Source organism: Bradyrhizobium sp. CIR18, assembly GCF_014198295.1.
In the GTDB taxonomy this organism is placed as follows: domain Bacteria; phylum Pseudomonadota; class Alphaproteobacteria; order Rhizobiales; family Xanthobacteraceae; genus Bradyrhizobium.
Genome location: NZ_JACIHF010000008.1, coordinates 80,544 through 107,055, shown reverse-complemented (window position 1 = coordinate 107,055; position 26,512 = coordinate 80,544). Strand labels below are relative to the sequence as shown.

Below are 26,512 nucleotides of genomic sequence, written 5' to 3'. Positions count from 1 at the left end.
CTGCCACTGTCCCCGGAGAGACTCCCCCTCACCCCAACCCTCTCCCCGCAAGCGGGGCGAGGGAGCAGACCGCCGATGCGGTTGGATTGTCGCTTACAACTTCCCCTGCCCGTTCACCTGACCCTGCTGCTGCCGCTGCTTCTCCTGTTCCTTGGCGTGGTGCCCGCCGTAGAGGCAGCCGGCGGCGGCACCCAGGACCCCGTGATGACCGGCATAGTGGCCGGCAACGCCGCCGACGACGGCGCCCTTGATGCAACCCTTGGCATGGGCGGTGGATGTCGCGCCAAGCATGAGCAGTGCGGCGGTGACGGCGAGGAGGGATTTCATGATCGATGCTCCGAATGCGTTTGTCGGCGCTCCAACGGGCACGGGCGCGCGGCGGTTCCATACGGCTGCGCCGCGGTGACCTTGCGCATTGCGCCATCTGCGTTGCGTGTCATGCAGCTGAATGCAGCAAGAATTCGTGCAGCCTTGCCGCAATTCAACTCGCAATTGGCACGCCATGAACCTGGCATTGCGCTCGAGCGTCATATCGTCTGCAACATCCCTGTGATTTTGCGGATTGCCGGTGCAGGAGACCGCGCGTTAGCGTTGCAGGGCGCCACACGGCCAATGAGGGACGGGCGGAATGACTGTCGAGAAGCTCAATCGCCAGCGCGTGCTGCATCTGCTCGACGCCTTCGCGCGCGGCGACATCGAGGCCGCGCTGGCGTGCTGCACCGATGACGTCGACTTCCTCACCCATGCGCCGATCGACGTGCTGCCGCACATGGTGCCGCGCCACGGCAAGGCCGAGCTGCGCGAGCTGTGGCAGACGGTCTGGTCGCGCTATTCGGAGATCCGCTACAAGGCACCGCACATCCTGGCCGAGGGCGAGGCGGTCGCGACCTACATGCAGGCCTATTTCAGGAAGCGCAGCAACGACCGCATCGTGCAGTTCGACATGGCCGTGTTCTACACCTTCCGCGGCGGGCTGGTGGCGGAGATCCGCGAGATCATCGATTCCTACGATCTGGTGCAGCAGGTGCTGGAGCGCGAGATCGGGCCGCTGATCACGGGTGCACGGGTGGACTGAGCCTGCTCCCTCCCCTGGAACCCGCGCGCGAGCCGCCAGGACCCGGAAGATTACGGGGTTTTATTGCAGATCTCACATATCGCCATCAATTGTGCATTGCGAAAACGTGAATTGCGTTTTGGCCGAAATCGGGTATTTTATTCGTATACAAATGAGTTGAGCCCCACCGCCTGACTGCGCTGGGGTCGTTTTCCGTTTTTCTTTCGCAAAGCCAGCTTCAGGACTGCCCAAAATGACAGAGCACAGCCTCTGGCGTTTCTCGCGCGCGTTGCACCGCGCGATCAACGACCGGCATTTCGAGGACATCGAGGCCCTGATCGACGAGGACGTCGAATGGGCGCTCTACGGCCCGATCGACATGTTTCCGTTCCTCGGCGCGCGCCAGGGCAAGGACGCCGTGCTCGACGTCATCCGCCAGCTCGCCGACAATTTCCAGGTCCGCCGCTTCGACCGCGAGAGCATCATGCTGGGCGTCGATTCCGCCGCCTCGATGATGCGCTATTCGCTGACGGCACTGGATTCCAACAAGCCGATCAGCTTGCGGGTCGCGCAGTTTGCCCAGTTCAGGGCGGGCAAGCTCACCAGCATGCGCGTCCTGATCGACACCTTCGACCTGGTCGAGCAGGCACTCGGCCGCGCCATTCATCTGCCGAAGATGACCAGCGTCGGCTGAGGGGGACGCCAACGGGCCCCGCTGTTCGGGACCGATGACAATGCCTGACGCGACGTCCTGGCCTCCAGCCCCGCCGGATGTCGTCGTACCGGAAGCTCGTCGTCGGGCGCGCGCCTTTCGCGCGGCCCGTTGGTTCGCGTCCCCACGCGAGTTGCCACAATTTCGCAACGATAAATCCGCATTGATCCAAGCAGACCGAATGGCGCATGGTCATCACCAAGGACCGCCTTATATTGGCGGACAACATGCGCTGGGGCTTGCGGGCAGGACGATGGAATTCTCGACAGGTTTCGGCTGGACCAGGCTGCCGGTGCTGGCGGCCGCGTTCATCTTGGGCTCAGTGCTGACGGTTTCGGCGCAGATCCTTCCGCCCTTCTCCCCACCCGCGGCCGCGCCAGACGAGGCCGAGACCGAGACGGCAGAGACCCCCGACGTCAACGACCCCGACGTGCTCAAAGGCATCGACGTCGACAAGCTCGACTGGAGCCAGCTCGCGGTCGATGCCGGCACCGGCATTGACCCGATCGCCGCCAAGAAGCGCGCCAAGGCCGCCGCCAAGGACGGCCTGGACTGGTCGTCGAACGCCAATGCGAACGGCTCCTCGGCGGTGACGGTGAAGCAATCCGTGTTCTCGTTCTGGGATACGCGGATCGGCGCCGACATGACGGTGACCAGCGAGCCGCGGACGATGTCCGAGCTGCTGGCGCAAAAGGCCACCAATGGCGGCAACCTGCCGCAATCCTCCGGCAGCGCCTGGGCGACGGCAACCGCGCCCGGCGCGGGCTCGATCTGGGACAAGACCGCGGTGGAAGCCCGCGTCGATCCCGGCTCGGAACAGAGCAAGCTCGGGGCCTCGCTGACCAAATCGGTGCCACTGTCCGGCGACACCTCACTGACGCTGCAGAACGGCTACAGCGTCAACCAGCAGGGCACGAGTGCGGTCCCCGGCATCGGCGGCCACATCACCCGCAATTACGAGACCGACCAGTCGGCCAAGGTGACCCTCACCGACACCGGCACCAGCATCACCGCCGGCCAGTCGCTGTCGACCACCGACGACAAATGGCTGCGCAAGGTCGGCGCCGAGCAGAAGCTGTTCGACAATGTCACCGTCTCCGGCTCGGTCGGCGAGACCTCGCAAGGCGCGATCAACAAGAGCCTGACGGCGGGTTTCAAGAAGAGCTGGTAGGCCGAGCCTCCACTCTTTCTCCTCGTCCTGAAGGCGCTCCGAAGGAGCGCGTCTCGAAGGATCGAGGCCCTGCATGGTTCGAGACGCGCTTCGCGCTCCTCACCAGGAGGAGCTGGAACGGTGGCCGCCGCAGCGACGTTCACACTCTCCTAACCATACGCCACGGCAAAACCCCCGAATGGTCCGCCCTTGCCGCATCTCGGCCCATTTGCGGCCAAATTCCGGCGCCCTGATGCGGGCTGCCTCACAGACGTCGTCGTGCGGGGGGACACTCGCGCTGCGCTCAACGCGAACAGGGGAATAACGATGAACGCCATGCGTCCGGAAAAGACCGAAGCCGCCGAGACCGAGACGGTCGACACCAACCTCGCTGCAGTCACGGAAGTCGAAGCCGGCATCCGCGACTTCGTCCGCAACGACATTGCCTATCTGCGCCGTCCGGCGGCGGCGACCACCGACGCGCCCCCGCTCGATCCGAGCGCGGACGCCACCGTCACCAACGTCAACTCGCTGATCCAGCGCGTCGCCGGCACCTCGCTCGCCGAGATCGAGAATCTGATCTCGGAGCTTGAGAGCCTGCGTGACCTGCTGCATGCCGAGGGCCAGCGCGTCCAGCGCGAGATCTCCGGCTACGCCCAGCTCAGCCAGGCCGCGATGAAGTCGACCCGGATGATCGCCGACAACGTCGCGCAGTGGAAGCGCGCCGCCGACGGCCTGCGCAACAGCTAAGCACTGACATCACGCATCACCGGCTGCCGCGTTCCGCAAGGAGCGCGGCAGTTTTGATTCGGGATGTCGCCCCGGCGTAGCGTGTCCGGACGCTATCTCGTCAAAACAGGTGTCATCACCCGCGAAAGCGGGTGATCCAGTATTCCAGAGACGCCAGTGATTGAACCGAGACGCCGCGGCGTACTGGATGCCCGGATCAAGCCCGGTCAAGCCGGGGCATGACGGCGGTGGGTGTGGCTGCGAAAAGGGCCGCGTAAGACGGTGGACGCACGTTCACACCGTCACCGTAGCTATGCGGTGCGCTATTGAACCCGCCGCGCCTTCCCGACGACCAATGCCAAGCGCCCGCTTCTCTTGCGGCCGGGCCGGGGGACATCTCATGGAAAGCATTCGGCCCGACAACACGGACCCGATATCGCTGCGGCCCGCGCCCAGTCAGCTCGGCACGATCATGCTGCGCTTCGTCGGATTGCTGGTGGTTGCGATCGCGGTGCTGGCGTTCGTCTATAGCCGCTGAGGGGGCCGCTTTCCGGCCCCGAGAGCTTAACAGATTCTTACCGGCTCGCGTCGACGGCCGAGGCTTCCAGGGTGTAGGCGCCATCGGCATAGCCCTTCACCACCATGCCGGCGACCAGCATCACGGCCAGCGTCGCGGTAGCGAAGATAAATCCAACAAACTTGAGTGCGCCGCGATCAGCCATGGTCCTCGTCCCCTGTCTCTGCCCAATTCGTTTCAATTAGACAGCGACAGGTTCATAATTAGTTAGCAACTCACTGGTTCCACCAAACTGCTTCGCGGTAACCATGTTGCGCAGGCTTATGGCAGCCGCTCGGAATCGCGTCCATAGCGCGCGGGCAACACTTGCGCACTCATTTGCCCGTTCATCTTGGAACAGATCTAACCGCTCTTCCGCATCGGCACGAAGGCGCTGGCGGTGATGGAATAGACGTCCTCGCCGCGCTGGTTGGTGCCGGTGGTGCGGGCGGTCAGGATGCCCCAGCCGGGGCGCGAGGCCGAGGTGCGCTTGTCGGTGACGACGTTGACGTAAGCGACGGTATCGCCGGCGAGCACCGGCCGGATCCAGCGCAGGTCGCGAAAGCCCGGCGAAGGTCCCCACACCGCAACCTCCTCGCCGCGCGCTACGGCCTCGCGCGCCAGACGCTGGCCGTCAGCGACAAGCAGGCTCATGCAGGCCGAGCCGACATGCCAACCCGAGGCGGCAAGCCCGCCGAACAGCGAGTTCTTGCCCTCCTCCTCGTCGAGATGAAAACGCTGCGGATCGAACTTCGCGGCGAAATTCTTGATGGCCTCGGCCGTGAACGTATAGGTGCCGATCTCGCGGCGCTGGCCGATCTCGATGTCGTCGAAGAACCGCATCAGACCGTCCCCTCGCGCCGCTTGATCAGGATCGGCGAGGTCATCTCGCCCAGCGCCTCACCCTTGGCGTTGCGCACGGTGCATTTGAACTTGACGATGCCGAGTTCGGGCCGGCCCTTGGAGGGGCGCGCCTCCAACACGTCGACGTCGAGCATGAGATCGTCGCCGGGCCGGAGCGGCGAGAGCCAGCGCACCTCGTCGACGCCGGGAGACCCCAGCGACGCGGCGCGGGTAATGAAGCCGTCGGCCATCATCCGCATCATCAGCGAGCAGAGGTGCCAGCCTGAGCCGGACAGGCCGCGCAGCATGCTCTTGGCTGCGGCCTCCTCGTCCAGATGCATCGGCTGCGGATCGAACTCGGCCGCGAAGGCCAGAATCTCGTCGCGGGTGACGTGGCGCGGGCCGAATGTTCCGAACCGGCCGGGCGGGAAATCTTCGAAGGTCAGGGTCATCTTGGGATTGGCTAGCGGAAATGACAGATTGTGGCCGCACTTTGCGGCAATCTCAACCCGCCGGCCCGCATGGCTCGTGCTACATACGGGGTGGCGGCGTTGGTCTTGAGTCGGATCAACCGAGGGCCAAGATCCATTTACCAAGGCCCGATGCCCTGGGGAGAGCAATGTTTTCATTCAGCGATCTGTTTCAGTGGGACCGCTTCATCACGCCGACGATCATCAAGACTTTCTACTGGCTGGTGATCGCGCTGATCTGCCTGTTCGGCCTCTCCGGCATCTTCTCCGGCCTGGCTGCGATGGCGATCAGTCCGTTCGGCGGCTTCCTGGTGCTGCTGTCGTCGATCGCGAGCGTCGTCGTCGGAATCGTGTTCTCGCGCATCGCCGCGGAGCTGATCCTGATCGTCTTCCGCATCAACGAGCATCTCGGCGCCATCCGCGACCAGGGCAGCGGGATGCGGTGAGCGTCACGCACAGGTGCCGTAGGGTGGGCAAAGGCGCAAAGCGCCGTGCCCACGATCATTCCGCGATATGAGAGATGGTGGGCACGCTTCGCTTTGCCCACCCTACGGCATCGATGTTGGTACTTAAGTATTGAACCTGAAATGCATCACGTCGCCGTCGGCGACGACGTATTCCTTGCCTTCGAGGCGGAGCTTGCCGGCATCGCGGGCGCCGGCTTCGCCGCCGAGCCCGACGTAGTCCTCATACGCAATCGTCTCGGCGCGGATGAAACCCTTCTCGAAATCGGTATGGATCACGCCCGCCGCGCCCGGCGCCTTGGTGCCGCGATAGATGGTCCAGGCGCGCGCTTCCTTCGGACCCACCGTGAAATAGGTGATGAGGTCGAGCAGCGTGTAGCCGGCGCGGATCAGGCGATCGAGGCCGGCCTCTTCGAGACCCAGCGTCTCCAGGAAGTCGGCGCGTTCCTCACGCGAAATGGTCGCGATCTCGGATTCGATCTTGGCGGAGATGACGACGGCAACCGCGCCTTCCTTGGCGGCCTGCTCCTGCACCGCCTGGGAGAACGAATTGCCCGTTGCGGCCGAGCCTTCCTCGACGTTGCAGACATAGAGCACGGGCTTGGACGACAGCAGGCCGAGCATGCCGAAGGCGCGTTCCTCCTCCGCCTTGCGCTCGACGAGGCGCGCGGGCTTGCCTTCACGCAGCAGCACCAGGGTGCGGTTGACGAGGTCGAGCTGCTCCTTGGCGTCCTTGTCGTTGCCCTTGGCCTTCTTGGTGAGGTTGTCGACGCGCTTCTCGAGGCTGTCGAGATCGGCGAGCATCAGCTCGGTCTCGATGGTCTCGATGTCGGCGAGCGGGGCGATCTTGCCCTCGACATGGGTGATGTCGGAATCTTCAAAGCAGCGCACGACATGCGCGATCGCATCGACCTCGCGGATGTTGGCGAGGAACTGGTTGCCGAGGCCTTCACCCTTGGAGGCGCCGCGGACGAGGCCAGCGATGTCGACGAAGGTCAGCCGGGTCGGGATGATCTGGCCGGACTTGGCGATCGCCGCGAGCTTGTCGAGCCTAGGATCGGGCACGGCGACCTCGCCGACATTCGGCTCGATGGTGCAGAACGGATAGTTCGCGGCCTGCGCCGCGGCCGTCTCGGTCAGCGCGTTGAACAAGGTCGACTTGCCGACATTGGGCAATCCGACGATTCCGCATTTAAATCCCACGAGCGTTATTCCTTGCCGTTCTCGTCCTTGGTCAAAAATCCCTTCGCCTGCATGGCGAGATGCACCCTGTTGGCGAAGGTCGCATCCGTGCCCTTGGCGACCAGGCCTGCGTGCTCGGCCACCGCCTCGCACAGCGTCGTCACCCAGTCGTTGTCGGCCTTGGCGAAGTCCGACAGCACGTGGCCGTGCACCAGTTCCTTGACGCCGGGATGACCGATGCCGAGTCGCACCCGGCGATAGTCGTTGCCGATATGCGCCGAGATCGAGCGCAGGCCGTTGTGGCCGGCGATGCCGCCGCCGATCTTCACCCGCACCTTGCCCGGCGGCAGCTCGAGCTCATCGTGGAACGCGGTGACGTCGCCGGGAGCGATCTTGAAGAAGCTTGCGGCTTCCTGCACGGCGCGGCCGGAATCGTTCATGTAGGTCGTGGGCTTGAGCAGGATCACACGCTCGGTGCCGAGCGTGCCTTCCGAGGTCTCGCCCTGAAAACGACGGCGCCATGGTGCGAAACCATGACGCCGCGCGATCTCGTCGACGGCCATGAAGCCGATATTGTGCCGGTTACGTGCGTATTTTGCGCCGGGATTGCCGAGCCCAACAAAGAGTCGCATGACGCGGCGCGCCCCTCGCTCGGCGCGCGATCAGAGACCGCGCGCCAGCTTTGAGAGATTACTTCTTCTTGTCGCCGCCGGCGGGAGCCTTGGCAGCCGCGGCAGGAGCAGCAGCGGCCGGAGCCGCAGCGCCAGCCGCCGGAGCAGCCGCAGCAGCGCCAGGAGCTGCAGCCGCAGCGGCGGCCTTCTGCTCTTCGGCGTAGCCGGACGGCGGCACGATGGTGACGAGGGTTGCATCCTCGCGGGTCAGCGCCTTCACGCCGTTCGGCAGCTTGACGTCGGACAGATGCAAGGAGTGACCGATTTCGAGCGAGCCGACATCGGCCTCGATGTACTGCGGAATGCTCTCGACGCCGCATTCGAGCTCGATCGCGTGGGCGACGATGTTGACGGTGCCGCCGCGCTTCACGCCCGGGGACGTTTCCGCCTTCACGACATGCAGCGGCACGCTGATGCGGATGGTGGCGCCTTCGCCGAGCCGCATGAAGTCGACATGGATCGGGAAGTCCTTGACCGGATCGAGGTGGTAGTCGCGCGGAATCACGCGGTGCTTCTTGCCCTCGAGATCGATGTCGACCAGCGTGGTCAGGAACCGGCCGGCGAGGATGCGCTGGCGCAGTTCGCGATCTTCGATCGAGATCGTGACGGGGGGCTGGTTGTTGCCATAGATCACTCCGGGCACTCGCCCGGCGCGACGCTCAGCCCGGGCGGCCCCCTTGCCGCTCTTCGGACGTGCGGTCGCCTTCAATTCCTTGACGGTCGTCGCCATGTCGTTAAGTCCTTGTTTTTGCAAAAGTTAATGGGCCGCAGCGCGGCCCATGGCATCGTTCGCAGCAAGCCTCCAGGGGTGCGGGGGCCACGAACTGGCGGGCTTTTACCCGGAAGATGCGGAAATGACAAGGAGAATGGGCGGCACCCTCACCTGGAGGGGGAGGGTCGGCTCACATTGAGCGCAGCGAAATGTGAGACGGGGGTGGGGTGATCTCTCCCCACGGGCACTTTCGACGCGGAGAGACCGTCACCCCGCCCCGCTCGCGCTACGCGCGATCGACCCTCCCCCTCCAGGGGAGGGTAGGAAGGGCGCCTACCCGCCGAGCTTGGCCTCCAGCGCTGCAACCCGCGTCTTCAGCGCCTCGTTCTCCTCGCGGGCCAGGCGGGCCATGTCCTTGACCGCCTCGAACTCCTCGCGCTTGACTAGGTCCATGTCGCGCAGGAATTTTTCGGCCTGGGTGCGCATCACGGTGTCGAACTCGCGCTTGACGCCCTGGGCGGCACCGGCGGCATCGTTCATCAGGCGGCCGATCTCGTCGAAAAACCGGTTGTTGGTCTGGGTCATTTCGGCCTCCTGGCAGCTCCGATAAACTTTGCGCGAACGCTCCAAAACACAATGGCAATCCGATTGGGCCGGTTCAAGGCCCGATCGGAGGTATCCTTGTCATGCCCCGGTTTCCTTGCAATCGTATTCATCGTCCCTCCATAAGAAGAATCACAAGGCGCATGAGATGATCGACCAGCAGATCGCGATCCCCACCAGGGACGGCCACACCGCAACCTTCATCAGCCATCCTGAACGCGGCGGGCCGTTTCCGGTCATCCTGTTCTACATGGATGCGCCCGCGATCCGCGAAGAGCTGCGCGACATGGCGCGCCGGCTCGCGACCTCAGGCTATTACGTGATGCTGCCGAACCTCTATTACCGCTCCGGCGTGATGGAGCTCGGCGCGCTGCCGGCCGACCCGAACGCGCCGGAGCGCAAGCGCATGTTCCAGCTGATGGGCTCGCTCACCATCCCCATGATCATGGACGACACCAGAGCGCTGCTCGCCTATGCCGAGGGCCAGGCGGCCGCGAACACCAAGCTGGTCGGCACCGTCGGCTATTGCATGAGCGGCCGCTACGCCATCAACGCCGCCACGCATTTCCCCGACAGCGTCAAGGCGGCCGCCTCGATCTATGGCGTGCAGCTGGCAACGGATCAGGACGACAGCCCGCATTTGGCCGCGGCTAAGACCAAGGCCGAGCTCTATTTCGCCTGCGCCGAGACCGACGTCTACGCGCCGCCGGAGATTATCGAGAAGGTCAAAGAAGGCATGAACGGCGCCAAGGCCGAGGTCGAGATCTATCCCGGCACGCATCACGGCTTCGCCTTCCCCAAGCGCCCGGTCTATGACCGCGACGCCGCCGAGCGGCATTGGGAGCGCCTCTTGGCGCTCTATCGCCGCAATCTCGTCCAGAAATAGAAGGCGAGATGCAGCTTCTTCTCATCGACTTCCCCGCCTTCAAGCCGATCGCGCTGGAGATCGGGCCGTTCGCGATCCGCTGGTATGCGCTGGCCTATATCTGCGGCATCGTGTTCGGCTGGCTCTATGCGCGCTCGCTGCTGAAGAAGGAGCGCCTGTGGGGCGGCCCCGCGCCGATGTCGCTGCTGCAGATCGACGACTTCATCCTCTGGGTTACGCTCGGCATCATTCTCGGCGGCCGCACCGGCTACGTGCTGTTCTACAATCTGCCTTTCTTCATCGATCATCCCGCCGCGATCTTCCGGTTATGGGAGGGCGGCATGTCCTTCCATGGCGGCTTCCTCGGCTGCGTCGTCGCGGTGATGTTGTTCGCCTTTCGCAACGGCATCTCGATCCTGTCGCTCGGCGACATCACCACCGCGGTCGCGCCGGTCGGACTGCTGCTCGGGCGCATCGCCAACTTCATCAACGGCGAATTGTGGGGCCGCGCCACCGATCCGAGCCTGCCCTGGGCGATGATATTCCCCAACGATCCGACGCAACTGCCGCGTCATCCGAGCCAGCTCTACGAGGCCGGCATGGAAGGCATCCTGCTGTTCACGGTGCTCGCGGTGATGATCCGGCTCGGCGCGCTGAAACGGCCGGGCATGATCCTCGGCGCCTTCATCCTGATCTACGGTCTGACCCGGATTGCCGGCGAGCACTTCCGCGAACCGGACGCGCAGCTCGGTTTCCTCTGGGGCGGATTAACCATGGGCATGCTGCTGTCGATCCCGATGCTTATCGTCGGCGGCATACTTATTGTATTGGCAGTCAGGCGCGGTGCGCCGAAGCCCGCAGGGGCCGTTCGTTAATTCATTTCGAGAAGATAGCCGTGACCGAACAGCCGCTACTCAACGAGATCAAGGCGCTGATCAAATCCTCAGGTCCCATGCCGGTCTGGCGGTACATGGAACTGTGCCTGATGCATCCGCGCCATGGCTATTACGTCTCGCGCGATCCGCTCGGGCGTGAGGGCGACTTCACAACCTCACCCGAAGTCAGCCAGATGTTCGGCGAGCTCTTGGGACTATGGACCGCCTCGGTGTGGAAGCAAATGGGCTCGCCGCAATTCCTGCGGTTGATTGAGCTCGGCCCCGGCCGCGGCACCATGATGGCGGACGCGCTACGCGCCCTTCGCGTGCTGCCGCCGCTCTACCAGGCGCTTCATGTCCACATGGTCGAGGTCAATCCCGTCTTGCGCGAGCGGCAGAATGCGACGCTGTCAGGCGTGCGCAACATTGCCTGGCACGACAGCATCGACGACGTGCCTGAGGGACCGAGCATCATCCTCGCCAACGAATATTTCGACGTGCTGCCGGTCCACCAGATGGTCCGCCACGAGAACGGCTGGCACGAGCGCGTGATCGAGATCGATCCCAACGGCAAGCTTCAATTCGGCGCGGCGTCCGAGCCGACGCCGCGCTTCGACGTGCTCCTGCCGCCGCTCGTGCGCGCCGCACCCGTCGGCGCCGTGTTCGAATGGCGCCCCGACGGCGAGATCATGAAGCTCGCCACGCGCGTGCGTGACCAGGACGGCGCAGCGCTGATCATCGATTATGGCCATTTGCGCAGCGACGCCGGCGACACCTTCCAGGCGATTGCGCGCCACACCTTCGCCGATCCCTTGAAGGCGCCGGGCCAGGCCGACGTCACCGCTCATGTCGACTTCCAGGCGCTGGCGCGCGCGGCCGAGGACGTCGGCGCGCGCGTGCACGGGCCGGTGACGCAAGGGGACTTCCTCAAGCGGATCGGCATCGACACAAGGGCCGCCGCCTTGATGCAGAAGGCAACGCCGGAGGTCGCCACCGACATTTCGATCGCCCTCAAGCGGCTGACGGACACCGGGCGCAGCGGCATGGGCTCGATGTTCAAGGTGCTCGGCATCTCCGAGCCGCGGCTGACAGGCATTGCCGGCCTCAGCGATCTCGAACAGGCCGGAGAAGCCTCATGACGCTCGCTTCGTCGCTGCTGTCAGCCGTGCCCGGCCTGCGCCACTCGTTCTTCACCCGCGAAGGCGGCGTCTCCAGTGGCATCTACTCGGCGCTGAACGGCGGCCTCGGCTCCAACGACGATCAGGCCCTTGTCGCGGAAAACCGCCGCCGCATGGCCGAGCATGTCGGCGTCGCGCCGGCACGCTTCCTCAGCCTGCACCAGATCCATTCACCCGACGTGCTCGTCGCAGAAGCACCGTGGCCGAACGGGCCGCGGCCGAAGGGCGATGCGCTGGTGACGAACACGCCCGGCATCGCGCTCGGCGTCTCCACTGCCGATTGCGGGCCGGTGCTGTTCGTAGATCCCAACGCGCGCGTGATCGGCGGCGCGCATGCGGGGTGGAAGGGCGCGCTGACGGGCGTGCTGGAAGCGACGATTCTAGCGATGGAGAAACTCGGCGCGACGCGCAGTGGCATCATCGCCGCGATCGGCCCCTTGATCCGCCAGGACAGCTACGAGGTCGGCAACGAGTTCGTCGCGCGCTTCATCGAGGCCGATGCGGACAACGCGATCTTCTTCATACCCTCGGTGCGCGAGGGACACGCGATGTTCGATCTCGCCGGTTTCATTCGCAAGCGACTGGACGCCGCCGGCATCCTGATGATCGACGATCTCGGCGTCGACACCTACGCCGACGAGCGCTTCTTCAGCTATCGCCGCTCGGTGCATCGCAAGGAGCCGGATTACGGCCGCCACGTTCACGCAATCGCGCTCGAAGCGTGAACACAGCGGCAACCCCGTCTCATTCCGGGGCGATGTCCCGTTGCGATGACAGTGGTCTATGTCGCCTCCGCCCTAGACCTTAATCGATTTTAACGATATCGCTGCCCTCCATAATGAGGGACGCGTCATTCATCTTGGGCCGTGCGGGTTCGCGCGTGCTGGCGGTCGTGCTGCTCGCGGCAGCGACTGCGCTTGGCGGCTGCGCCGGCGGCGGTGGGGCCGCCAATTCCTATGCAATGGCGCCGAGCGCCGGCTCCGGGGCAACGGTCGCCTTCGAATCGATCGACGGGCCGCCGCCGCAGGTGTTCGACCGCATGGTCGGCGTGCTCGACAGCGAATCCAAGCTGCGCAGCCTGTCCGTCATCTCCCGCGAGGGGACCGCCGCCTACCGCGTGCGCAGCTATCTCTCCGCCCAGGTGGTGCGCGGCAAGACGGTGATCGCCTGGGTCTGGGACGTCTACGACGCCAACCAGCAGCGGGCGCTGCGCCTCTCCGGCGAGGAACCGACCTCGGCCAAAGGCGGCCGCGATCCGTGGGCAGCAGCCGACGACCTCGTGCTGCGGAAGATCGCCCAGGCCGGATTCAGCGGACTTTCCAACATGATCAACGGAACGCCGGATACCCCGGGCACGGCTCCTGGCCTGCGGGGCCCGGCGGTGGCGAGCGTGATCCCGCAGGCCCCGGTGGCAGAGATGCCGGCCACGGCACTCGGCTATGCCGAACGATAACCCCCGCTAAACCACGGCCTCGAGTTGCGGCCAAGCCGTTGGCCTGACTCAGGATTTTCGAAGGGAAAACGTAGCATCCCGGGTTGCCATCGCAGCCCCCGGCCTGATATTTCCTCGCCCGTTGAAACCGTGCTTCCAGTGGGATCTGAGATGTTGAACGTCGTATCCAGCAAAGCGCGGGAGGAAGCGTCTATGTCGGCCAAAAACGGCTCCATCAAGCTCGTCGCCGGCAACTCCAATCCGGCCCTCGCGCAGGCGATTGCGCAGGGCCTGGACCTGCCGCTGACCAAGGCGGTGGTGCGGCGCTTCGCCGACATGGAGATCTTCGTCGAGATCCAGGAGAACGTCCGCGGCTCGGATGCCTTCATCATCCAGTCGACCTCGTTCCCGGCGAACGACCATCTGATGGAGTTGCTGATCATCACCGACGCGCTGCGCCGCTCCTCGGCGCGCCGCATCACGGCGGTGCTGCCCTATTTCGGCTACGCCCGGCAGGACCGCAAGTCCGGCTCGCGCACGCCGATCTCGGCCAAGCTGGTCGCCAATTTGATCACGCAAGCCGGCGTCGACCGCGTCATGACGCTCGATCTGCATGCCGGCCAGATCCAGGGCTTCTTCGACATCCCGACCGACAATCTCTATGCCGCGCCACTGATGGTGCGCGACATCAAGGAGAGGTTCGACCTCTCCAAGACGATGGTGATCTCGCCCGACGTCGGCGGCGTGGCCCGCGCGCGCGGCCTTGCCAAGCGCATCAATACCCCGCTCGCGATCGTCGACAAGCGCCGCGAGAGGGCGGGCGAATCCGAGGTCATGAACGTGATCGGCGACGTCGCCGGCTACACCTGCATCCTGATCGACGACATCGTGGACTCCGGCGGCACGCTGGTGAACGCGGCCGACGCGCTGATCGCCAAGGGCGCCAAGGACGTCTACGCCTACATCACCCACGGCGTGCTCTCCGGCGGCGCGGCCGCCCGCATCGCGGGCTCGAGGCTGAAGGAGCTCGTGATCACCGACTCGATCCTGCCGACCGACGCGGTGACCAAGGCGCCGAACATCCGCACGCTGCCGATCGCCAGCCTGATCTCCGACGCGATCGCGCGCACGGCGGCGGAAGAATCGGTGTCGAGCCTGTTCGACTAGTTTTTCCGATCCGAAAGGTCTCGTGGGTGGGCAAAGGCGCAAAGCGCCGTGCCCACCTTTTCTTTTGTGATGAAGGTGGTGGGCACGCTTTCGCTTTGCCCACCCTACGGCAGTTCGCCTACCCCACGATCCCCGCCGCGACCTGGCCGCGCAGGCGCTCCAGGCCGAGCAACGTCTCCGCACAGGCAGCCGCGACCTCGACGCCCTTGATCGCAAAATGCTTGCGGAAGAAGTCGTAGTGCACCTCGGTCTCGTGGAATTGCTGCGGCGTCAGCACCGCCGAGAACACGGGCACTTCGGTACGCAGCTGCACGTCCATCAAGGCCTTGATCACGGTGTCGGCGACGAACTCGTGGCGATAGATGCCGCCATCGACGACGAGGCCGGCCGCGACGATGGCGGTGTAGCGCCGCGTCTTGGCGAGGACCTGCGCGTGCAGCGGGATCTCGAACGAGCCCGGCACCTCGAACACGTCGACATGGGTGAGATGGCGCGCCTCGGCCTCCTTGATGAAGGCGATGCGGGCCTCCTCGACCACGTCGCGGTGCCAGCAGGCCTGCACGAAGGCCACCCGCTGCGGCTTGGCAAAGCGCGGGTGGTCGGGCGCCGGGTCTTGCGGAACCGGCGGTTGGGTGGCTTCGGAAGTTTCGGTTTTGGGGTCTTGCAGCATCTGATTCATGGCTTTCCTTCTTAAGGACCAGAATCAGGGCACACGGAACGACAAACAGCCGCATCTTGCGATGCGTCTGCCTCCGACCGTTCTCTTTCATCCGGACTTTAACCGTCGGCTTCGGAGTTGCACCGAATCTGCTGACCCTTCCCCTCGGCAAGAAGACCTAAGGGAAGGCGCTCGCGGGCTTAGGCCTTTCGGCCTTTACCGCCGGTGGGGACTTTCACCCCGCCCTGAGAACATCGGCCGTCCGGGATGAACGGCCTAGCTGGAAATATGCCGCCAGCCGGCGGCCGCAGCAAGCGTGTTCCGTATGGGCGGATCGCATGGTCCCATGTCATTCCCGCGGGAGCGGCCCTCGCGGGACGGAATTAACGAATGGCGCCCTCCCCCCCGCGAATCCGATTCCGGTTTGTTCTCATCCATCCGGATCGAGGACTTCCCTCCGTTAAGAATTGTGGCGGAGATGAGCTGTGGACGAACGAGTCCTGGCTTGTGGACGGACTCGGGACCCCGTTGCGCAGATTCCGCAAATCACATCACTTGATCCGCGACAGGCCCGCGCTGATCCGAGGGATCGCAAGACTCCGAGGGGACGCCGTAGCGACGTTTAGGGAGCGCGCGCCGGGCCCAACCGCGTGCGTATCAAAGACAACAAGAAGGCAAGAGGTCGAGACGGCATGTCCCTGCTCGAAGGCACTATCGATTCCAAAAGCCATCCGCTCGCGGTGGTCGAGGATATCGCCGCCAGCAACAACTGGCCGTTCGAACGCTCCGGCGAGGACGAACTCACGATTGTCTCCAAGGGACAATGGACCGATTACCAGCTCTCCTTTACCTGGATGGGCGAGATCGAAGCGCTGCATCTGGCCTGTGCGTTCGACATGAAGATTCCGGTTGCGCGCCGCAGCGAGGTGCAGCGGCTCGTCGCCGCGGTCAACGAGCAGCTGTGGGTCGGTCATTTCGATTTGTGGACCAACACCGGCATGGTCATGCACCGCCAGGCCCTGGTGCTGCCCGGCGGCCTGACCGCCTCGACCGCGCAATGCGAGGCCATGCTCGCCGGCGCCATCCATGCCTGCGAGCGCTATTTCCCGGCGTTCCAGTTCGTGGTGTGGGCGGGCAAGACCACGACCGAAGCGATGGACGCGGCGATGTTCGATACGGTGGGAGAGGCGTAGGACCTTAAGGAAGCCAACACTCCCTCCTCCTGTCGTCCCGGACAAGCGAAGCGCCGCTCCGGGAGCCATACCGCGTGATGCCTCTTGTGGCACGCGGCTTGTTGCCAACACCTTCATCCACTAGAACCGCCTGTGGTGGCGCGACGAGCGCAAGCGCTCGCGCGGGGGTCCCCGCGTTCGCAGGGACGACACCTTTCCTTGGGTGATCACAGTGGCTAACAACAGCACTCTTCAAAACATCACCGGCACCATCCTCCTCGCCGGCGCCGGCAAGATGGGCGGCGCGATGCTGACCGGATGGCTGGCGGGCGGACTCGATCCGCGCCGCGTCGCGGTGGTCGATCCGCACATCTCGCCCGAGATCACCGCCCTTGCCGCCAAGGGCGTTGCGCTCAATCCCGAAGTAGCGACGGCCGGCCAGGTCGAGACGCTGGTCGTCGCGGTGAAGCCGCAGATGTTCCGCGAGGCCGGCGCGAAGCTAAAAGCGTTCGTCTCGGACAAGACGTCGGTGGTCTCGATCATGGCGGGAACCACGATCACATCGCTCCAGGAGGTCTGCGGCGGCGCCGTGGTGCGCGCGATGCCGAACACGCCGGCCGCGATCGGCCGCGGCATCACGGTTGCGGTCGCCGCGAACAACGTCAGCGCCGCGCAGCGCGCGGTGGCCGATGCGCTGCTGGGTGCCACCGGCTCGGTCGAATGGGTCGATGACGAGAGCCTGATGGACGCGGTCACGGCCGTCTCCGGCTCCGGCCCGGCCTATGTGTTTCTGCTCGCCGAAGAGCTCGCCCGCGCCGGCGTCGAAGCCGGACTGCCTGAGGCGCTGGCAATTAAGCTCGCACGCGAGACCGTCGCCGGCTCCGGCGAATTGCTGCACCAGTCGGAGCTGCCGTCGAGCACGCTGCGCCAGAACGTCACCTCGCCCGGCGGCACCACGGCCGCCGCGCTCGGCGTGCTGACGGGCGAGCCGGGTCTGCGCGACCTGATGATCCGCGCGATCGCGGCGGCGACGAAGCGGTCGAAGGAATTGGCGAAGTAGACGGTGCCGTAGGGTGGGCAAAGGCGCAGGGCGCCGTGCCCACGATCTTTCAATTGTCTCTCCGGAAGCCGTGGGCACGCTTCGCTTTGCCCGCCCTACGGCGTCGTGCCCGCGGCGAGCCGCCTGTTGAACATCTCGACATTGACGAGCCCGCGCGCGTGGCGGCCTTCGCCGAGCTTGCGGGTGCCCTCGAACGCCTCGACCTCGAAGCGGATGACGCGGCGTTCGACGGCGACGACCTTCGCGGTGGTCCGCACCGTCGCGCCGACGAGGGCGGCTGCGAGATGGCGGATGTCGACCTCGGTGCCGACAGTGACCCAGCCGGGCTGAAGCGCGGCTCGGATCGCATCGCCCGCCGTCATCTCCATTTCCAGGATCATCATCGGCGTCGCGTAGACAAACGGCATGCCCGGCACGAAATGCCCGACCGTGCGCTCGGCCGGCACCACCAGCGTGCGCTCGGCGCTCATGCCGACCTTGATGAAATCGCGTGCGTCCATGGGGGCCTCACACACGGTGTCGTCCCGGACAAGCGCGCCTTAAGCGCGCGCCGATCCGGGACGACAGCGGTGATTGACGCTACAGCGCTGGCTACTTCTTCGCCGCCGCCGCGCGCTCCACGAACGTCTTGCCGCCCTTCATCTTGTGGCGGAGCGGGGCTTCGTTGATCTGGATGACGACGGCATCGGCATCGACGCCGAGATTCTTCACCAACGCCTGGGTGATGTCGCGCATCATGCCGGCCTTTTGCTCGTCGGTGCGGCCTTCGGCCATGCTGACAGTGATCTCAGGCATCGTCTTCTCCCTGTTGCTGTCGTCATGGCCGGGCTTGTCCAGGCCATCCACGTGCTCATCCATCAAACAAGACGTGGATGCCCGGGACAAGCCCGGGCATGACGGCTTGGCGGAATGGCTATCCCCACTTTACGTCATGGCGGGCCAGGACCTCGCGCACCTTGGCGACGAGATCGGCTTCGCTGCACGAGAACTGCGCCGGCCGGCTCTCGCGCCATTCCTGGTTGGAGGCGATCGCAGCCGCCGCCTTGGCGCCTTCGATCAGATCCTTGATCTGCAGCTCGCCGCGCGCCTTTTCATCCGAGCCCTGGATGATCACGCACGGTGAATTGCGGCGGTCGGCATATTTGAGCTGATTGCCCATGTTCTTGGGATTGCCGAGATAGAGCTCGGCGCGGATGCCGGCGGTGCGCAAGCTTGCCACCATCTTCTGATAGTCGGCGACGCGGTCGCGGTCGAACACGGTGACGACGACGGGCCCGAATTCAGGCCGCGTGTCGAGCTTGCCGAGCAGCGTCAGCGCGGCCTGGAGCCGCGACACGCCGATCGAGAAGCCGGTGGCCGGCACCGGCTCGCCGCGGAAACGTGAGACGAGGCCATCGTAACGCCCGCCCCCGCCGACCGAGCCGAAGCGCACCGGGCGGCCCTTCTCGTCCTTGGTCTCGAGCAGCAGTTCGACCTCGTAGACGGGGCCGGTGTAATATTCGAGGCCGCGCACCACGGAGGGATCGATCTTGATGCGGTCGGCACCGTAGCCCGACGCAATCACCAGCTTGGCAATCTCCTCCAGCTCGCTCACGCCGGCCTGACCGACTGCGCTCTTGGCGAGGTAGGTCTCCGCCGCGGCAATGGCGTCTTTCCAATCGTCGCGCGGTTTGGTGATGGCGAGAACGACGTCAGCTTCGGCGTCGCTCAGATTGGCGCCCTTGGTGAAGTCGCCCTTGCCTTCTTCGCCGCCGTCCCATCGTCCGGGACCGAGCAGCTTGCGCACTTCGTCGGCGGAAAACTTGTCGAGCTTGTCGATGGCGCGCAGCACGGTCAGCCTACGGCCTGCGTTCTCGTCGCCACCGAGCCCGATGGCTTCCAGCACGCCATCGAGCACTTTGCGGTTGTTGACCTTCACGACATAGGAGCCGCGCGCGATGCCGAGCGCCTCCATCGTGTCCGCAGCCATCATGCAGATCTCGGCATCCGCCGCCGGCGTCGCCGAGCCGACCGTGTCGGCGTCGAACTGCATGAACTGCCGAAAGCGGCCCGGGCCGGGCTTTTCGTTGCGGAAGACATAGCCGACCCGGTAGCTGCGGTAGGGCAAAACCAGAGCGTCGCTGCCGTAGCGCTCGCCGACATAGCGGGCGAGCGGCGCCGTCAAATCGTAGCGCAGGCTGATCCACTGCTCGTCGTCGTCCTGGAACGAGAACACGCCCTCGTTCGGACGATCCTGGTCGGGCAGGAACTTGCCGAGCGCGTCGGTGTATTCCATCGCCGGCGTCTCCACGGGCTCGAACCCGTAGAGCTCGTAGACGGCGCGGATCTTCTCGACCATCTCGCGCGTCGCCCGGATCGCTGACGGATCGCGATCCTCGAGCCCGCGCGGCAGGCGCGCCTTCAGTTTCTGGGGTTTTTTGGGTTTCTCGGCCATGCGCGGCGTTTACCAGCCGGGGCGCGAGGCGGCAACCGGTGCTTAGGGAACGCCGTCATTCCGGGGCGATGCGCAAGCATCGAACCCGGAATCTCGAGATTCCCCGGTGCGCAATTGCGCACCTGAGGTCTGGTCGTTCGGACCGTTCCGGAATGACGGCCAACCTTTACGGCTGCTCCATCCGTGCCCTCAGAGCATCCGCGTCCGCCTTCGGCAGCGACTTCAGCGTCGGCTTGATGGTTTCGCCGCCGACGATCTTGCCGTTGCGCATGAACATCCAGTCCGAAATGTCGGCCTCGGTGAACTTGACCTCGTCGCCGGCCCGCTTGCCGGGCAGGTCACGCGGTTCGTTGGCGAACAGACCGGAATAGGTCCCGTCTGGCCGCTTCTTCACCTCGCCGATCCAGATGTGCTCACCGCCCTTGCGGGTCGAGAAGCGCACCTTCAGGGCGTGCCCGGCCTCCGACGGCTTTGGCGATTGATAGGAGGCCCAGAAAGTCGGCAGCGTGCCGCGGGCGCGCGCGATCGCGGCATTCATCTCGGGATCGCTGGTTCGCACATCGACGATCGGCGAGCGGTCTTGCGCGACCACCTCATGCATCGGGCCGATGGTCAGGATGCCGAAAACGGAGACGCCGGTGATTGCGGCGAGAACGACCCATTTCATGGGTTGGGAGAGTTTCGTTGCCATGGTCGCGATGTCCTGATGTCCAGATGTGTCCAGACTTTGTCGCATGTCGGCAACGGCACGTTCAGTGCACGAAAAACCACAAACGATGCGCGTTTCCCCTCTCCTCACGAAAGGAGAAACGCGCATCGCCGCATTTCAAAACACCTTGCGGATCCAGTTATGGGGATCGTTGGTGCGGCCGTACTGGATGTCGACGAGCTGCTTGCGCAGGCCCATGGCGACGGGGCCGGCGGCGCCGCCCGAGATCTCGAAATCGCCGCTCACCGAGCGCACCTTGCCGATCGGCGAGATCACGGCCGCGGTACCGCAGGCAAACGCTTCCTTCAGCTTGCCGCTGGCCGCATCCTTGCGCCACTGGTCGAGCGAATACGGCTCCTCGCGCACGGTTTTGCCGGCATCCTTGGCGAGCGCGATGATGGAATCGCGGGTGATGCCGGGCAGGATGGTGCCGAGCGGCGGCGTCGAGAGCGAGCCATCGTCGAACACGAAGAACACGTTCATGCCGCCGAGCTCCTCGATATAGCGGCGCTCGACCGCGTCGAGGAAGACCACCTGATCGCAGCCATGCTGGATCGCTTCGGCCTGGGCACGCAGGCTCGCGGCATAATTGCCGCCGCACTTGACCGCCCCGGTGCCGCCGACGGCAGCGCGCGTGTAATTCTCCGAGACCCAGATCGACACCGGCGCAGGCCCGCCCTTGAAGTAGGAGCCGACCGGCGAAGCGATGACGGCGAAGATATATTCGGACGACGGCTTGACGCCGAGGAAGGTCTCGCTCGCGATCATGAAGGGCCGCAGGTAAAGGCTGCCCTCGCCGCCCGGCATCCAGGCGCGGTCGATGCGCACGACCTGCTCGACCGCCTCGATGAAGACGTCCTCGGGCAGCTGCGCCATCGCCATGCGGTCGGCCGAGTCCTTGAAGCGCCGCGCATTGGCGTCGGGACGGAACAGGTTCACGCCGCCGTCGTCACGCTTGTAGGCCTTCAGACCCTCGAAAATTTCCTGGGCGTAGTGCAGCACCGCGCCGGCCGGATCGAGCTGGAAGTTGGCGCGTGCCTCGATCTTCGCCTCGTACCAGCCGCCCTTTGCCTGATTGTAGCGCACGATCGCCATGTGATCGGTGAAGACCCGTCCGAAGCCGGGGTCCACCAGCCTGGCCACGCGGTCTTTCTCGGACGTCGGATTGGATGCGGGCTGGATGTCGAATTTCATGCTCATGTCCTTGCCTCCCGCTGCCGGTGGCGGCGCCGTTCTGGCGCCGGCCTGCCCCTTTTCGGGCCCGGCTGGCTTGATTGGTTTTAGGCCGGACCCCGCCAGCCTTGTTACGGCCGGTTTCCGTGGCCAGCATATCGCCGAGGACATGCTTTTGCGGAAGGCGGAAGTCCAGTATGTTTTGCCGAAACGCCGCTCGACAATCGCACGGTAGATCTGATCCGGCCGTCGTCGCCTGTCCGGCTCTCTCCAGCCGCCCTGCTTCGATGCCACCCGCGCGAAACGATCTAAAATTTCGTGCTGGTCAATCGTTTTGTAACATTGAACCCAAGATACGTCAATATGCCTGACATAAATTTCGCGACTTCCTCTCATGACGCCGCCGAGCCCAAGCCGGCCGCACACGACGGAGGCAATTTGCGCTGGGATATCATCGAGCTACTGTTCTTCGCCTATCGCGACTTCGTCGGCGACCCCGACCAGGAGCTGGAGGCTTTCGGCTTCGGCCGAGCCCACCACCGGGTCATGCACTTCGTCTACCGCTATCCCGGCCTCAAGGTCGCCGATCTGCTCGACGTCCTGCGCATCACCAAGCAGTCGCTCGGCCGCGTGCTCAAGCAGCTGCTGGACGAGGGCTACATCGTGCAGAAGACCGGCGACAATGACCGCCGCCAGCGCCTGCTCTACGCGACGCCGAAGGGCGAGGCGCTGGTGCAGAAGCTTGCCGGTCTGCAGACCACGCGGATCACCAAGGCGCTCGCCGAAATGGGTCCGCAGGATGCCGAGACGGTCAAGCGCTTCCTGCGCGCGATGATCGATCGCGACGATCCGGACAAGGTGCTCGAGACGATCTTCGCTTCCGTCAACCACGACGCCAAGGAGTGACCGTGACGCTCGCTGCCACTCTCGCCCGCCCGCCGGCACGCCCGGCCGATGACGCGCCGCATCTGCTGCTGGTCGACGACGACCGCCGCATCCGCGATCTGCTCTCGCGCTTCCTCGCCGCCGAGGGCTACCGCGTCACCACCGCCGCGAGTGCCGGCGATGCACGCTCGAAACTGCAGGGCCTGCATTTCGACCTCTTGATCCTCGACGTCATGATGCCCGGCGAGACCGGCTTCGATCTCGCCCGCTTCATCCGGACATCCTCCTCGGTGCCGATCGTGATGCTGACGGCACGACACGAGGCGGAAGCGCGCATCGAGGGCCTGCAGATCGGCGCCGACGACTACGTGGCGAAACCGTTCGAGCCGCGCGAGCTGGCGCTGCGCATCAACAACATCCTCAAGCGCGCCGCTCCGCCGCCGCAAGCCACGGCGGTGGAGAAGATCGCGTTCGGTCCCTACGTCTATCATCTCGATCGCGGCGAGCTGCGCCAGGGCGAGGAGGTCATCCACCTCACCGACCGCGAGCGCGAGATGCTGCGCATTCTCTCGGAGACGCCGGGCGAGACCGTGCCGCGCAGTGCGTTGACCGGCAACGGCAGCGTCAACGAGCGCGCCGTCGACGTGCAGATCAACCGCCTCAGGCGCAAGATCGAGACCGACCCCGCCAATCCGCTGTTCCTCCAGGCGGTGCGCGGCATCGGCTATCGGCTGGTAGCCTCGCCATAAATCAGTGAAGCGCGAGTGATGAGCACGATCGATACCGGCCTGACGCTGCTCCGAAGCGCCGCCGGCCGCGTTTCCGCCGCCAATGGCTGGATGGGCAACGCGTTCAAGGGCTGGATGCCGACCGGCCTCTACGCCCGCGCGCTCCTCATCATGATCGTGCCGATGGTGGTGCTGCAATCGGTCGTCGCCTTCGTGTTCATGGAGCGGCACTGGAACACGGTGACGCGCCGACTGTCGGCCGCCGTGGTGCAGGACATCGCCGCGCTGATCGACGTCTACAAGGGTTATCCGCAAGATAAGGATCGCGACCAGATCCGCCGCATCGCGCAGCAGCGCCTCGGCCTCGTCGTCGACTTCCTGCCCGCCGGCGACATGCCGCCGCCGGGACCAAAGCCGTTCTTCTCGCTGCTCGACCAGACGCTGTCGGTGCAGCTCGGCCGCCAGATCGGCCGCTCGTTCTGGATCGACACGGTCGGCCGCTCCAACCTGGTCGAGATCCGCATCCAGCTCGACGACGCCGTGATGCGCGTGTTCGCGCAGCGCAGCGCCGCCTATGCCTCCAACTCGGAGATCTTCCTGTTCTGGATGGTCGGCACGTCCTCGATCCTGCTGATCGTGGCCGTGCTGTTCCTGCGCAACCAGATCAAGCCGATCCTGCGCCTCGCTGACGCTGCCGAAAGCTTCGGCAAGGGCCGCGAGGCGCCGAACTTCCGCCCAAGGGGCGCGCGCGAGGTGCGGCGCGCAGCGGTCGCCTTCCTCGAAATGAAGTCGCGCATCGAGCGCACCATGGAGCAGCGCACCGCGATGCTCGCCGGCGTCAGCCACGATCTGCGCACCATCCTGACCCGCTTCAAGCTCGAGCTGGCGCTGATCGGCGACAGCCCCGAGCTCGAGGGCATGCGCAAGGACGTCGACGAGATGTCGATGATGCTGGAGGATTACCTCGCCTTCGCCCGCGGCGATTCCGGTGAGCAGTCGCAGCCGACCGACATGGCGCAGGCGCTCGAGGAGCTGCGCAGCGATGCCGAGCGCCACGGTCATACCGCGACCGTCGCCTTCCACGGCCTGCCCGTGGTGACGGTGAAGCCGGCCTCGTTCAAGCGCTGCCTCGCCAATCTCGTCACCAACGCGGCGCGCTACGGCAAGGCCATCGCCATCACCGGCCAGCGCGATCACCGTTATTTGACCGTGACGATCGACGACGACGGACCCGGCATTCCCGCGCATTTGCGCGAAGAAGTGTTCAAGCCGTTCCTGCGGCTCGACAACGCCCGCAACCAGGATGAAGGCGGCACCGGCCTCGGCCTCGCCATCGCCCGCGACATCGCCCGCTCGCATGGCGGCGACATCACGCTTGGCGACAGCCCGATGGGGGGACTAAGGGCGAGCGTCAGGATACCAGTGTAGCCGCCGTAGCCCTACTTCGGCAGCAGCGCCTTCAGCTTATCCATGTCGCGCACGTTCATCTTGAAGCCGCCGGGCATCACGATGTCGCCGGGCTTCTGGTCCGGCTTGCAGGACCCGAGCCATTTGGCTTGCAGCGTCATGGTGGTATCGCGCCCCGCAGCGCCGGCGACACCGCCTTGCGCGTGCGAGGAGGTCTTCACCGTATAGGCCGAGTTGAAATCGCCGGTGATCTCGGCATGCGAGGTCGTGCTGACGCCGGCGACGCTGCATTCGGAATCGCTGACATAGCCGGTCGCGGTCTTCTTGATCTCCTGCTTGGCGCAGATCTGCTTGGCCATCGGGGAGACGTTGTTGCTCATCTCCTTGTCGACGGTCTCGTCGGTGCAGTGCTGCATGGTCATCTCGGGCACGGGCGAGCCTGATGTGACCAGCTTCATCTCCCAAAGACCGGCCTTGCGGACCGGCAGGTCGTCGGCGCACGCCACGCTTGCAGACAACGCAAGGCAAAGGGTCGAGCCGAGCAAAGCGAGTTTGCGCGTCATGTGAGAGGCTCCCGGCTGAGAAATTGCAGGCCTGCGACAGCGCCTCAATAGAGCGTGCGGATCGGCTGGTCGGCGGCGCCATAAGGCACCCAGCGGCAGGAGAACGAGATGTAACCGCCCTCATAGGCCTGCACCGCCAGGAATTTCACGACCTTGCCGTAGCGCGCGCAGTGATCGACCGCGGCCTGCCGGGCATCGACCTGGGTGGCCATCGAATAGGCGATGATGCCGCCGGTGTCATTGCCCTTGAACGGCGGCACATAGTCAGCGCGCGCCGACTGGCTCGCCATCATACCCGAGACAACCAGGCTGGCGAGAAGACCCGCGGCCGCAATGATTCGCATTCCCGTCACTCCAATTGGCTGGCGGGCAGTTTACGGTGCCGGGAGGGAAGTGGAAAGAACCCAAGCCTGCCAACCACGAAGTTGTGGTCAACTCCTGGCGAAGTGTTGCCGCGCTGCACTTGACCTCCCCCAGCCTTCGCGGCACCGTCCAACCTTCGCAAGACTTTAGCTGTCCGGATTGACCATGCGCGCCCCCTTCCTGAAATTGCTCCGCTATGCCGCCGTGCTCGGCCTCATGTTCGGAGCGATGTCGCTCGGTGAGGCCAGGGCCGCCAATCCGCTGGAGCTGAACTTCTGGCTGAGCGGCCCGCGCTATGACGGCGCCGTCGCCGATTGCGACCGGGCGCTGCCGACCATCGCCACCCAGTTCTGGGAAAAGGAAAGCACGTTCTGGAATTCCTCGTTGAGGATCACCAGCTTCGCCGCCGTTCGCGAGACCGCATTCCGGCCCTGGCAGTCCGACAATATTCCCCGCCGCTATTGCACCGGCGAGGCCATGCTCAATGACGGCAAGGTGCGCAAGGTGCACTTCTCGATCATCGAGGATGGCGGCTTCGCCGGCTATGGCAACGGCGTCGAATGGTGCGTGGTCGGGCTCGACCGCAACTGGGCCTATAATCCGGCCTGCCGCGCCGCCAAGCCCTGAGCAGGAAGCCCTGATTCGAGATGATCGAAGGCGCCGAACGGCGGTCGCCCCGAATTTTGTTCTTGAAATG

34 protein-coding genes and 1 riboswitch are annotated in these 26,512 nt (G+C 65.1%); of the genes, 18 read left to right on the top strand and 16 right to left on the bottom strand.

What is annotated here, in order from left to right:
• Window positions 1–93 precede the first annotated feature (93 nt).
• Window positions 94–327 carry a hypothetical protein gene (locus GGD65_RS24225; RefSeq protein WP_183236826.1) on the bottom strand — a complete coding sequence of 78 codons (234 nt, stop codon included), beginning with the start codon at window positions 325–327 and terminating at the stop codon, window positions 94–96.
• Window positions 328–628: 301 nt separating this feature from the next.
• Here GGD65_RS24225 and GGD65_RS24220 point away from each other — a divergent pair, with 301 nt between their 5' ends.
• The 5 genes from GGD65_RS24220 to GGD65_RS24200 all read left to right on the top strand — a co-directional run bounded on the left by GGD65_RS24220 (window position 629) and on the right by GGD65_RS24200 (window position 4,183).
• Window positions 629–1,075 carry a nuclear transport factor 2 family protein gene (locus GGD65_RS24220; protein ID WP_026202000.1) on the top strand — a complete coding sequence of 149 codons (447 nt, stop codon included), beginning with the start codon at window positions 629–631 and terminating at the stop codon, window positions 1,073–1,075.
• 232 nt (window positions 1,076–1,307) lie between these two features.
• The gene (locus GGD65_RS24215) at window positions 1,308–1,748 is read left to right on the top strand and encodes a nuclear transport factor 2 family protein (RefSeq protein ID WP_018318318.1); all 441 of its coding nucleotides are present in this window, start codon (window positions 1,308–1,310) and stop codon (window positions 1,746–1,748) included.
• A gap of 271 nt (window positions 1,749–2,019) precedes the next feature.
• Entirely contained in the window at window positions 2,020–2,937 is a 918-nt protein-coding gene (locus GGD65_RS24210; RefSeq protein ID WP_183236824.1) for a hypothetical protein, read from the top strand.
• A 306-nt stretch (window positions 2,938–3,243) separates the two neighbouring features.
• Complete coding sequence (locus tag GGD65_RS24205; RefSeq protein ID WP_092255060.1) at window positions 3,244–3,666, top strand: hypothetical protein; 423 nt, start codon at window positions 3,244–3,246, stop codon at window positions 3,664–3,666.
• A 379-nt stretch (window positions 3,667–4,045) separates the two neighbouring features.
• Entirely contained in the window at window positions 4,046–4,183 is a 138-nt protein-coding gene (locus GGD65_RS24200) for a hypothetical protein (protein ID WP_018318321.1), read from the top strand.
• Window positions 4,184–4,220: 37 nt separating this feature from the next.
• Here the strand turns inward: GGD65_RS24200 and GGD65_RS24195 are convergent, their stop codons facing one another.
• The 3 genes from GGD65_RS24195 to GGD65_RS24185 form a co-directional block, all read right to left on the bottom strand.
• Window positions 4,221–4,367 carry a hypothetical protein gene (locus tag GGD65_RS24195; RefSeq protein WP_018318322.1) on the bottom strand — a complete coding sequence of 49 codons (147 nt, stop codon included), beginning with the start codon at window positions 4,365–4,367 and terminating at the stop codon, window positions 4,221–4,223.
• 197 nt (window positions 4,368–4,564) lie between these two features.
• Window positions 4,565–5,044: a MaoC family dehydratase gene (locus GGD65_RS24190; protein WP_092255062.1), complete on the bottom strand. Its 480-nt coding sequence runs from the start codon at window positions 5,042–5,044 to the stop codon at window positions 4,565–4,567.
• Window positions 5,044–5,496: a MaoC family dehydratase gene (locus GGD65_RS24185; RefSeq protein WP_183236823.1), complete on the bottom strand. Its 453-nt coding sequence runs from the start codon at window positions 5,494–5,496 to the stop codon at window positions 5,044–5,046. The genes GGD65_RS24190 and GGD65_RS24185 overlap by 1 nt, the downstream gene beginning before the upstream one ends.
• A gap of 167 nt (window positions 5,497–5,663) precedes the next feature.
• On the opposite strand from GGD65_RS24185, the gene GGD65_RS24180 reads away from it, so the two are divergent.
• Complete coding sequence (locus GGD65_RS24180; RefSeq protein ID WP_018318325.1) at window positions 5,664–5,960, top strand: DUF4282 domain-containing protein; 297 nt, start codon at window positions 5,664–5,666, stop codon at window positions 5,958–5,960.
• Between the two features lie 123 nt (window positions 5,961–6,083).
• Here the strand turns inward: GGD65_RS24180 and ychF are convergent, their stop codons facing one another.
• From ychF to GGD65_RS24160, 4 genes are all read right to left on the bottom strand, one after another.
• The gene (gene ychF, locus GGD65_RS24175) at window positions 6,084–7,181 is read right to left on the bottom strand and encodes a redox-regulated ATPase YchF (protein WP_018318326.1); all 1,098 of its coding nucleotides are present in this window, start codon (window positions 7,179–7,181) and stop codon (window positions 6,084–6,086) included.
• A gap of 5 nt (window positions 7,182–7,186) precedes the next feature.
• Window positions 7,187–7,792 carry an aminoacyl-tRNA hydrolase gene (gene pth / locus GGD65_RS24170; RefSeq protein WP_092255068.1) on the bottom strand — a complete coding sequence of 202 codons (606 nt, stop codon included), beginning with the start codon at window positions 7,790–7,792 and terminating at the stop codon, window positions 7,187–7,189.
• Window positions 7,793–7,850: 58 nt separating this feature from the next.
• Window positions 7,851–8,561 carry a 50S ribosomal protein L25/general stress protein Ctc gene (locus GGD65_RS24165; RefSeq protein ID WP_018318328.1) on the bottom strand — a complete coding sequence of 237 codons (711 nt, stop codon included), beginning with the start codon at window positions 8,559–8,561 and terminating at the stop codon, window positions 7,851–7,853.
• Between the two features lie 315 nt (window positions 8,562–8,876).
• Complete coding sequence (locus tag GGD65_RS24160) at window positions 8,877–9,128, bottom strand: accessory factor UbiK family protein (RefSeq protein WP_183236821.1); 252 nt, start codon at window positions 9,126–9,128, stop codon at window positions 8,877–8,879.
• 166 nt (window positions 9,129–9,294) lie between these two features.
• On the opposite strand from GGD65_RS24160, the gene GGD65_RS24155 reads away from it, so the two are divergent.
• From GGD65_RS24155 to GGD65_RS24130, 6 genes are all read left to right on the top strand, one after another.
• A complete protein-coding gene (locus GGD65_RS24155; RefSeq protein WP_026202001.1) occupies window positions 9,295–10,032 on the top strand; it encodes a dienelactone hydrolase family protein in 738 nt (245 codons plus the stop codon).
• Window positions 10,033–10,040: 8 nt separating this feature from the next.
• Complete coding sequence (gene lgt, locus GGD65_RS24150) at window positions 10,041–10,886, top strand: prolipoprotein diacylglyceryl transferase (RefSeq protein ID WP_092255070.1); 846 nt, start codon at window positions 10,041–10,043, stop codon at window positions 10,884–10,886.
• A 20-nt stretch (window positions 10,887–10,906) separates the two neighbouring features.
• A complete protein-coding gene (locus tag GGD65_RS24145; RefSeq protein WP_018318332.1) occupies window positions 10,907–12,025 on the top strand; it encodes a class I SAM-dependent methyltransferase in 1,119 nt (372 codons plus the stop codon).
• On the top strand, window positions 12,022–12,789 hold the full coding sequence (gene pgeF, locus GGD65_RS24140; protein ID WP_092255073.1) for a peptidoglycan editing factor PgeF: 768 nt from the start codon (window positions 12,022–12,024) through the stop codon (window positions 12,787–12,789). Before GGD65_RS24145 ends, pgeF begins: the two co-directional genes overlap by 4 nt.
• Window positions 12,790–12,902: 113 nt before the next feature.
• Window positions 12,903–13,517 carry a hypothetical protein gene (locus tag GGD65_RS24135; protein WP_183236820.1) on the top strand — a complete coding sequence of 205 codons (615 nt, stop codon included), beginning with the start codon at window positions 12,903–12,905 and terminating at the stop codon, window positions 13,515–13,517.
• A 192-nt stretch (window positions 13,518–13,709) separates the two neighbouring features.
• A complete protein-coding gene (locus GGD65_RS24130; RefSeq protein ID WP_026202002.1) occupies window positions 13,710–14,663 on the top strand; it encodes a ribose-phosphate pyrophosphokinase in 954 nt (317 codons plus the stop codon).
• 118 nt (window positions 14,664–14,781) lie between these two features.
• Here the strand turns inward: GGD65_RS24130 and GGD65_RS24125 are convergent, their stop codons facing one another.
• Entirely contained in the window at window positions 14,782–15,342 is a 561-nt protein-coding gene (locus GGD65_RS24125) for a 6,7-dimethyl-8-ribityllumazine synthase (RefSeq protein WP_018318336.1), read from the bottom strand.
• 75 nt (window positions 15,343–15,417) lie between these two features.
• Window positions 15,418–15,578, bottom strand: a riboswitch (FMN riboswitch).
• A gap of 435 nt (window positions 15,579–16,013) precedes the next feature.
• On the opposite strand from GGD65_RS24125, the gene GGD65_RS24120 reads away from it, so the two are divergent.
• Together GGD65_RS24120 and proC are read left to right on the top strand one after the other, a co-directional pair.
• Entirely contained in the window at window positions 16,014–16,514 is a 501-nt protein-coding gene (locus GGD65_RS24120) for a YbjN domain-containing protein (RefSeq protein WP_026202003.1), read from the top strand.
• Window positions 16,515–16,725: 211 nt separating this feature from the next.
• Window positions 16,726–17,553 carry a pyrroline-5-carboxylate reductase gene (gene proC / locus GGD65_RS24115; RefSeq protein WP_409362758.1) on the top strand — a complete coding sequence of 276 codons (828 nt, stop codon included), beginning with the start codon at window positions 16,726–16,728 and terminating at the stop codon, window positions 17,551–17,553.
• A 95-nt stretch (window positions 17,554–17,648) separates the two neighbouring features.
• Here proC and GGD65_RS24110 read toward each other — a convergent pair whose 3' ends face one another.
• From GGD65_RS24110 to GGD65_RS24090, 5 genes are all read right to left on the bottom strand, one after another.
• Window positions 17,649–18,053 (bottom strand): thioesterase family protein, encoded by a 405-nt coding sequence (locus tag GGD65_RS24110; protein WP_183236817.1) that lies wholly within the window; start codon window positions 18,051–18,053, stop codon window positions 17,649–17,651.
• Window positions 18,054–18,144: 91 nt separating this feature from the next.
• Window positions 18,145–18,411 (bottom strand): tautomerase family protein, encoded by a 267-nt coding sequence (locus GGD65_RS24105; protein ID WP_283806120.1) that lies wholly within the window; start codon window positions 18,409–18,411, stop codon window positions 18,145–18,147.
• Window positions 18,412–18,466: 55 nt separating this feature from the next.
• Window positions 18,467–19,987 carry a histidine--tRNA ligase gene (hisS, locus tag GGD65_RS24100; protein ID WP_092255085.1) on the bottom strand — a complete coding sequence of 507 codons (1,521 nt, stop codon included), beginning with the start codon at window positions 19,985–19,987 and terminating at the stop codon, window positions 18,467–18,469.
• Between the two features lie 166 nt (window positions 19,988–20,153).
• Complete coding sequence (locus GGD65_RS24095; RefSeq protein WP_092255088.1) at window positions 20,154–20,678, bottom strand: YegJ family protein; 525 nt, start codon at window positions 20,676–20,678, stop codon at window positions 20,154–20,156.
• Between the two features lie 135 nt (window positions 20,679–20,813).
• Window positions 20,814–21,896, bottom strand: coding sequence for a branched-chain amino acid aminotransferase (locus GGD65_RS24090; protein WP_183236815.1), 1,083 nt, complete (start codon window positions 21,894–21,896; stop codon window positions 20,814–20,816).
• 336 nt (window positions 21,897–22,232) lie between these two features.
• On the opposite strand from GGD65_RS24090, the gene GGD65_RS24085 reads away from it, so the two are divergent.
• Genes GGD65_RS24085 through GGD65_RS24075 form a run of 3 tightly spaced genes read left to right on the top strand, consistent with a single transcriptional unit; the run spans window position 22,233 to window position 24,910 of the window.
• The gene (locus GGD65_RS24085; protein WP_018318344.1) at window positions 22,233–22,775 is read left to right on the top strand and encodes a MarR family winged helix-turn-helix transcriptional regulator; all 543 of its coding nucleotides are present in this window, start codon (window positions 22,233–22,235) and stop codon (window positions 22,773–22,775) included.
• The gene (locus GGD65_RS24080; RefSeq protein WP_018318345.1) at window positions 22,772–23,503 is read left to right on the top strand and encodes a response regulator; all 732 of its coding nucleotides are present in this window, start codon (window positions 22,772–22,774) and stop codon (window positions 23,501–23,503) included. The genes GGD65_RS24085 and GGD65_RS24080 overlap by 4 nt, the downstream gene beginning before the upstream one ends.
• 18 nt (window positions 23,504–23,521) lie before the next feature.
• Window positions 23,522–24,910, top strand: coding sequence for an ATP-binding protein (locus tag GGD65_RS24075; RefSeq protein ID WP_018318346.1), 1,389 nt, complete (start codon window positions 23,522–23,524; stop codon window positions 24,908–24,910).
• Between the two features lie 11 nt (window positions 24,911–24,921).
• On the opposite strand, the gene GGD65_RS24070 is transcribed toward GGD65_RS24075, so the two are convergent.
• Window positions 24,922–25,452, bottom strand: coding sequence for a DUF3617 family protein (locus GGD65_RS24070; protein ID WP_183236814.1), 531 nt, complete (start codon window positions 25,450–25,452; stop codon window positions 24,922–24,924).
• A 44-nt stretch (window positions 25,453–25,496) separates the two neighbouring features.
• Complete coding sequence (locus GGD65_RS24065) at window positions 25,497–25,796, bottom strand: hypothetical protein (protein WP_038947472.1); 300 nt, start codon at window positions 25,794–25,796, stop codon at window positions 25,497–25,499.
• A 184-nt stretch (window positions 25,797–25,980) separates the two neighbouring features.
• Here GGD65_RS24065 and GGD65_RS24060 point away from each other — a divergent pair, with 184 nt between their 5' ends.
• Window positions 25,981–26,442, top strand: a complete 462-nt coding sequence (locus GGD65_RS24060) for a hypothetical protein (RefSeq protein WP_026202004.1) — start codon at window positions 25,981–25,983, stop codon at window positions 26,440–26,442.
• The last annotated feature ends 70 nt before the right edge of the window (window positions 26,443–26,512 follow it).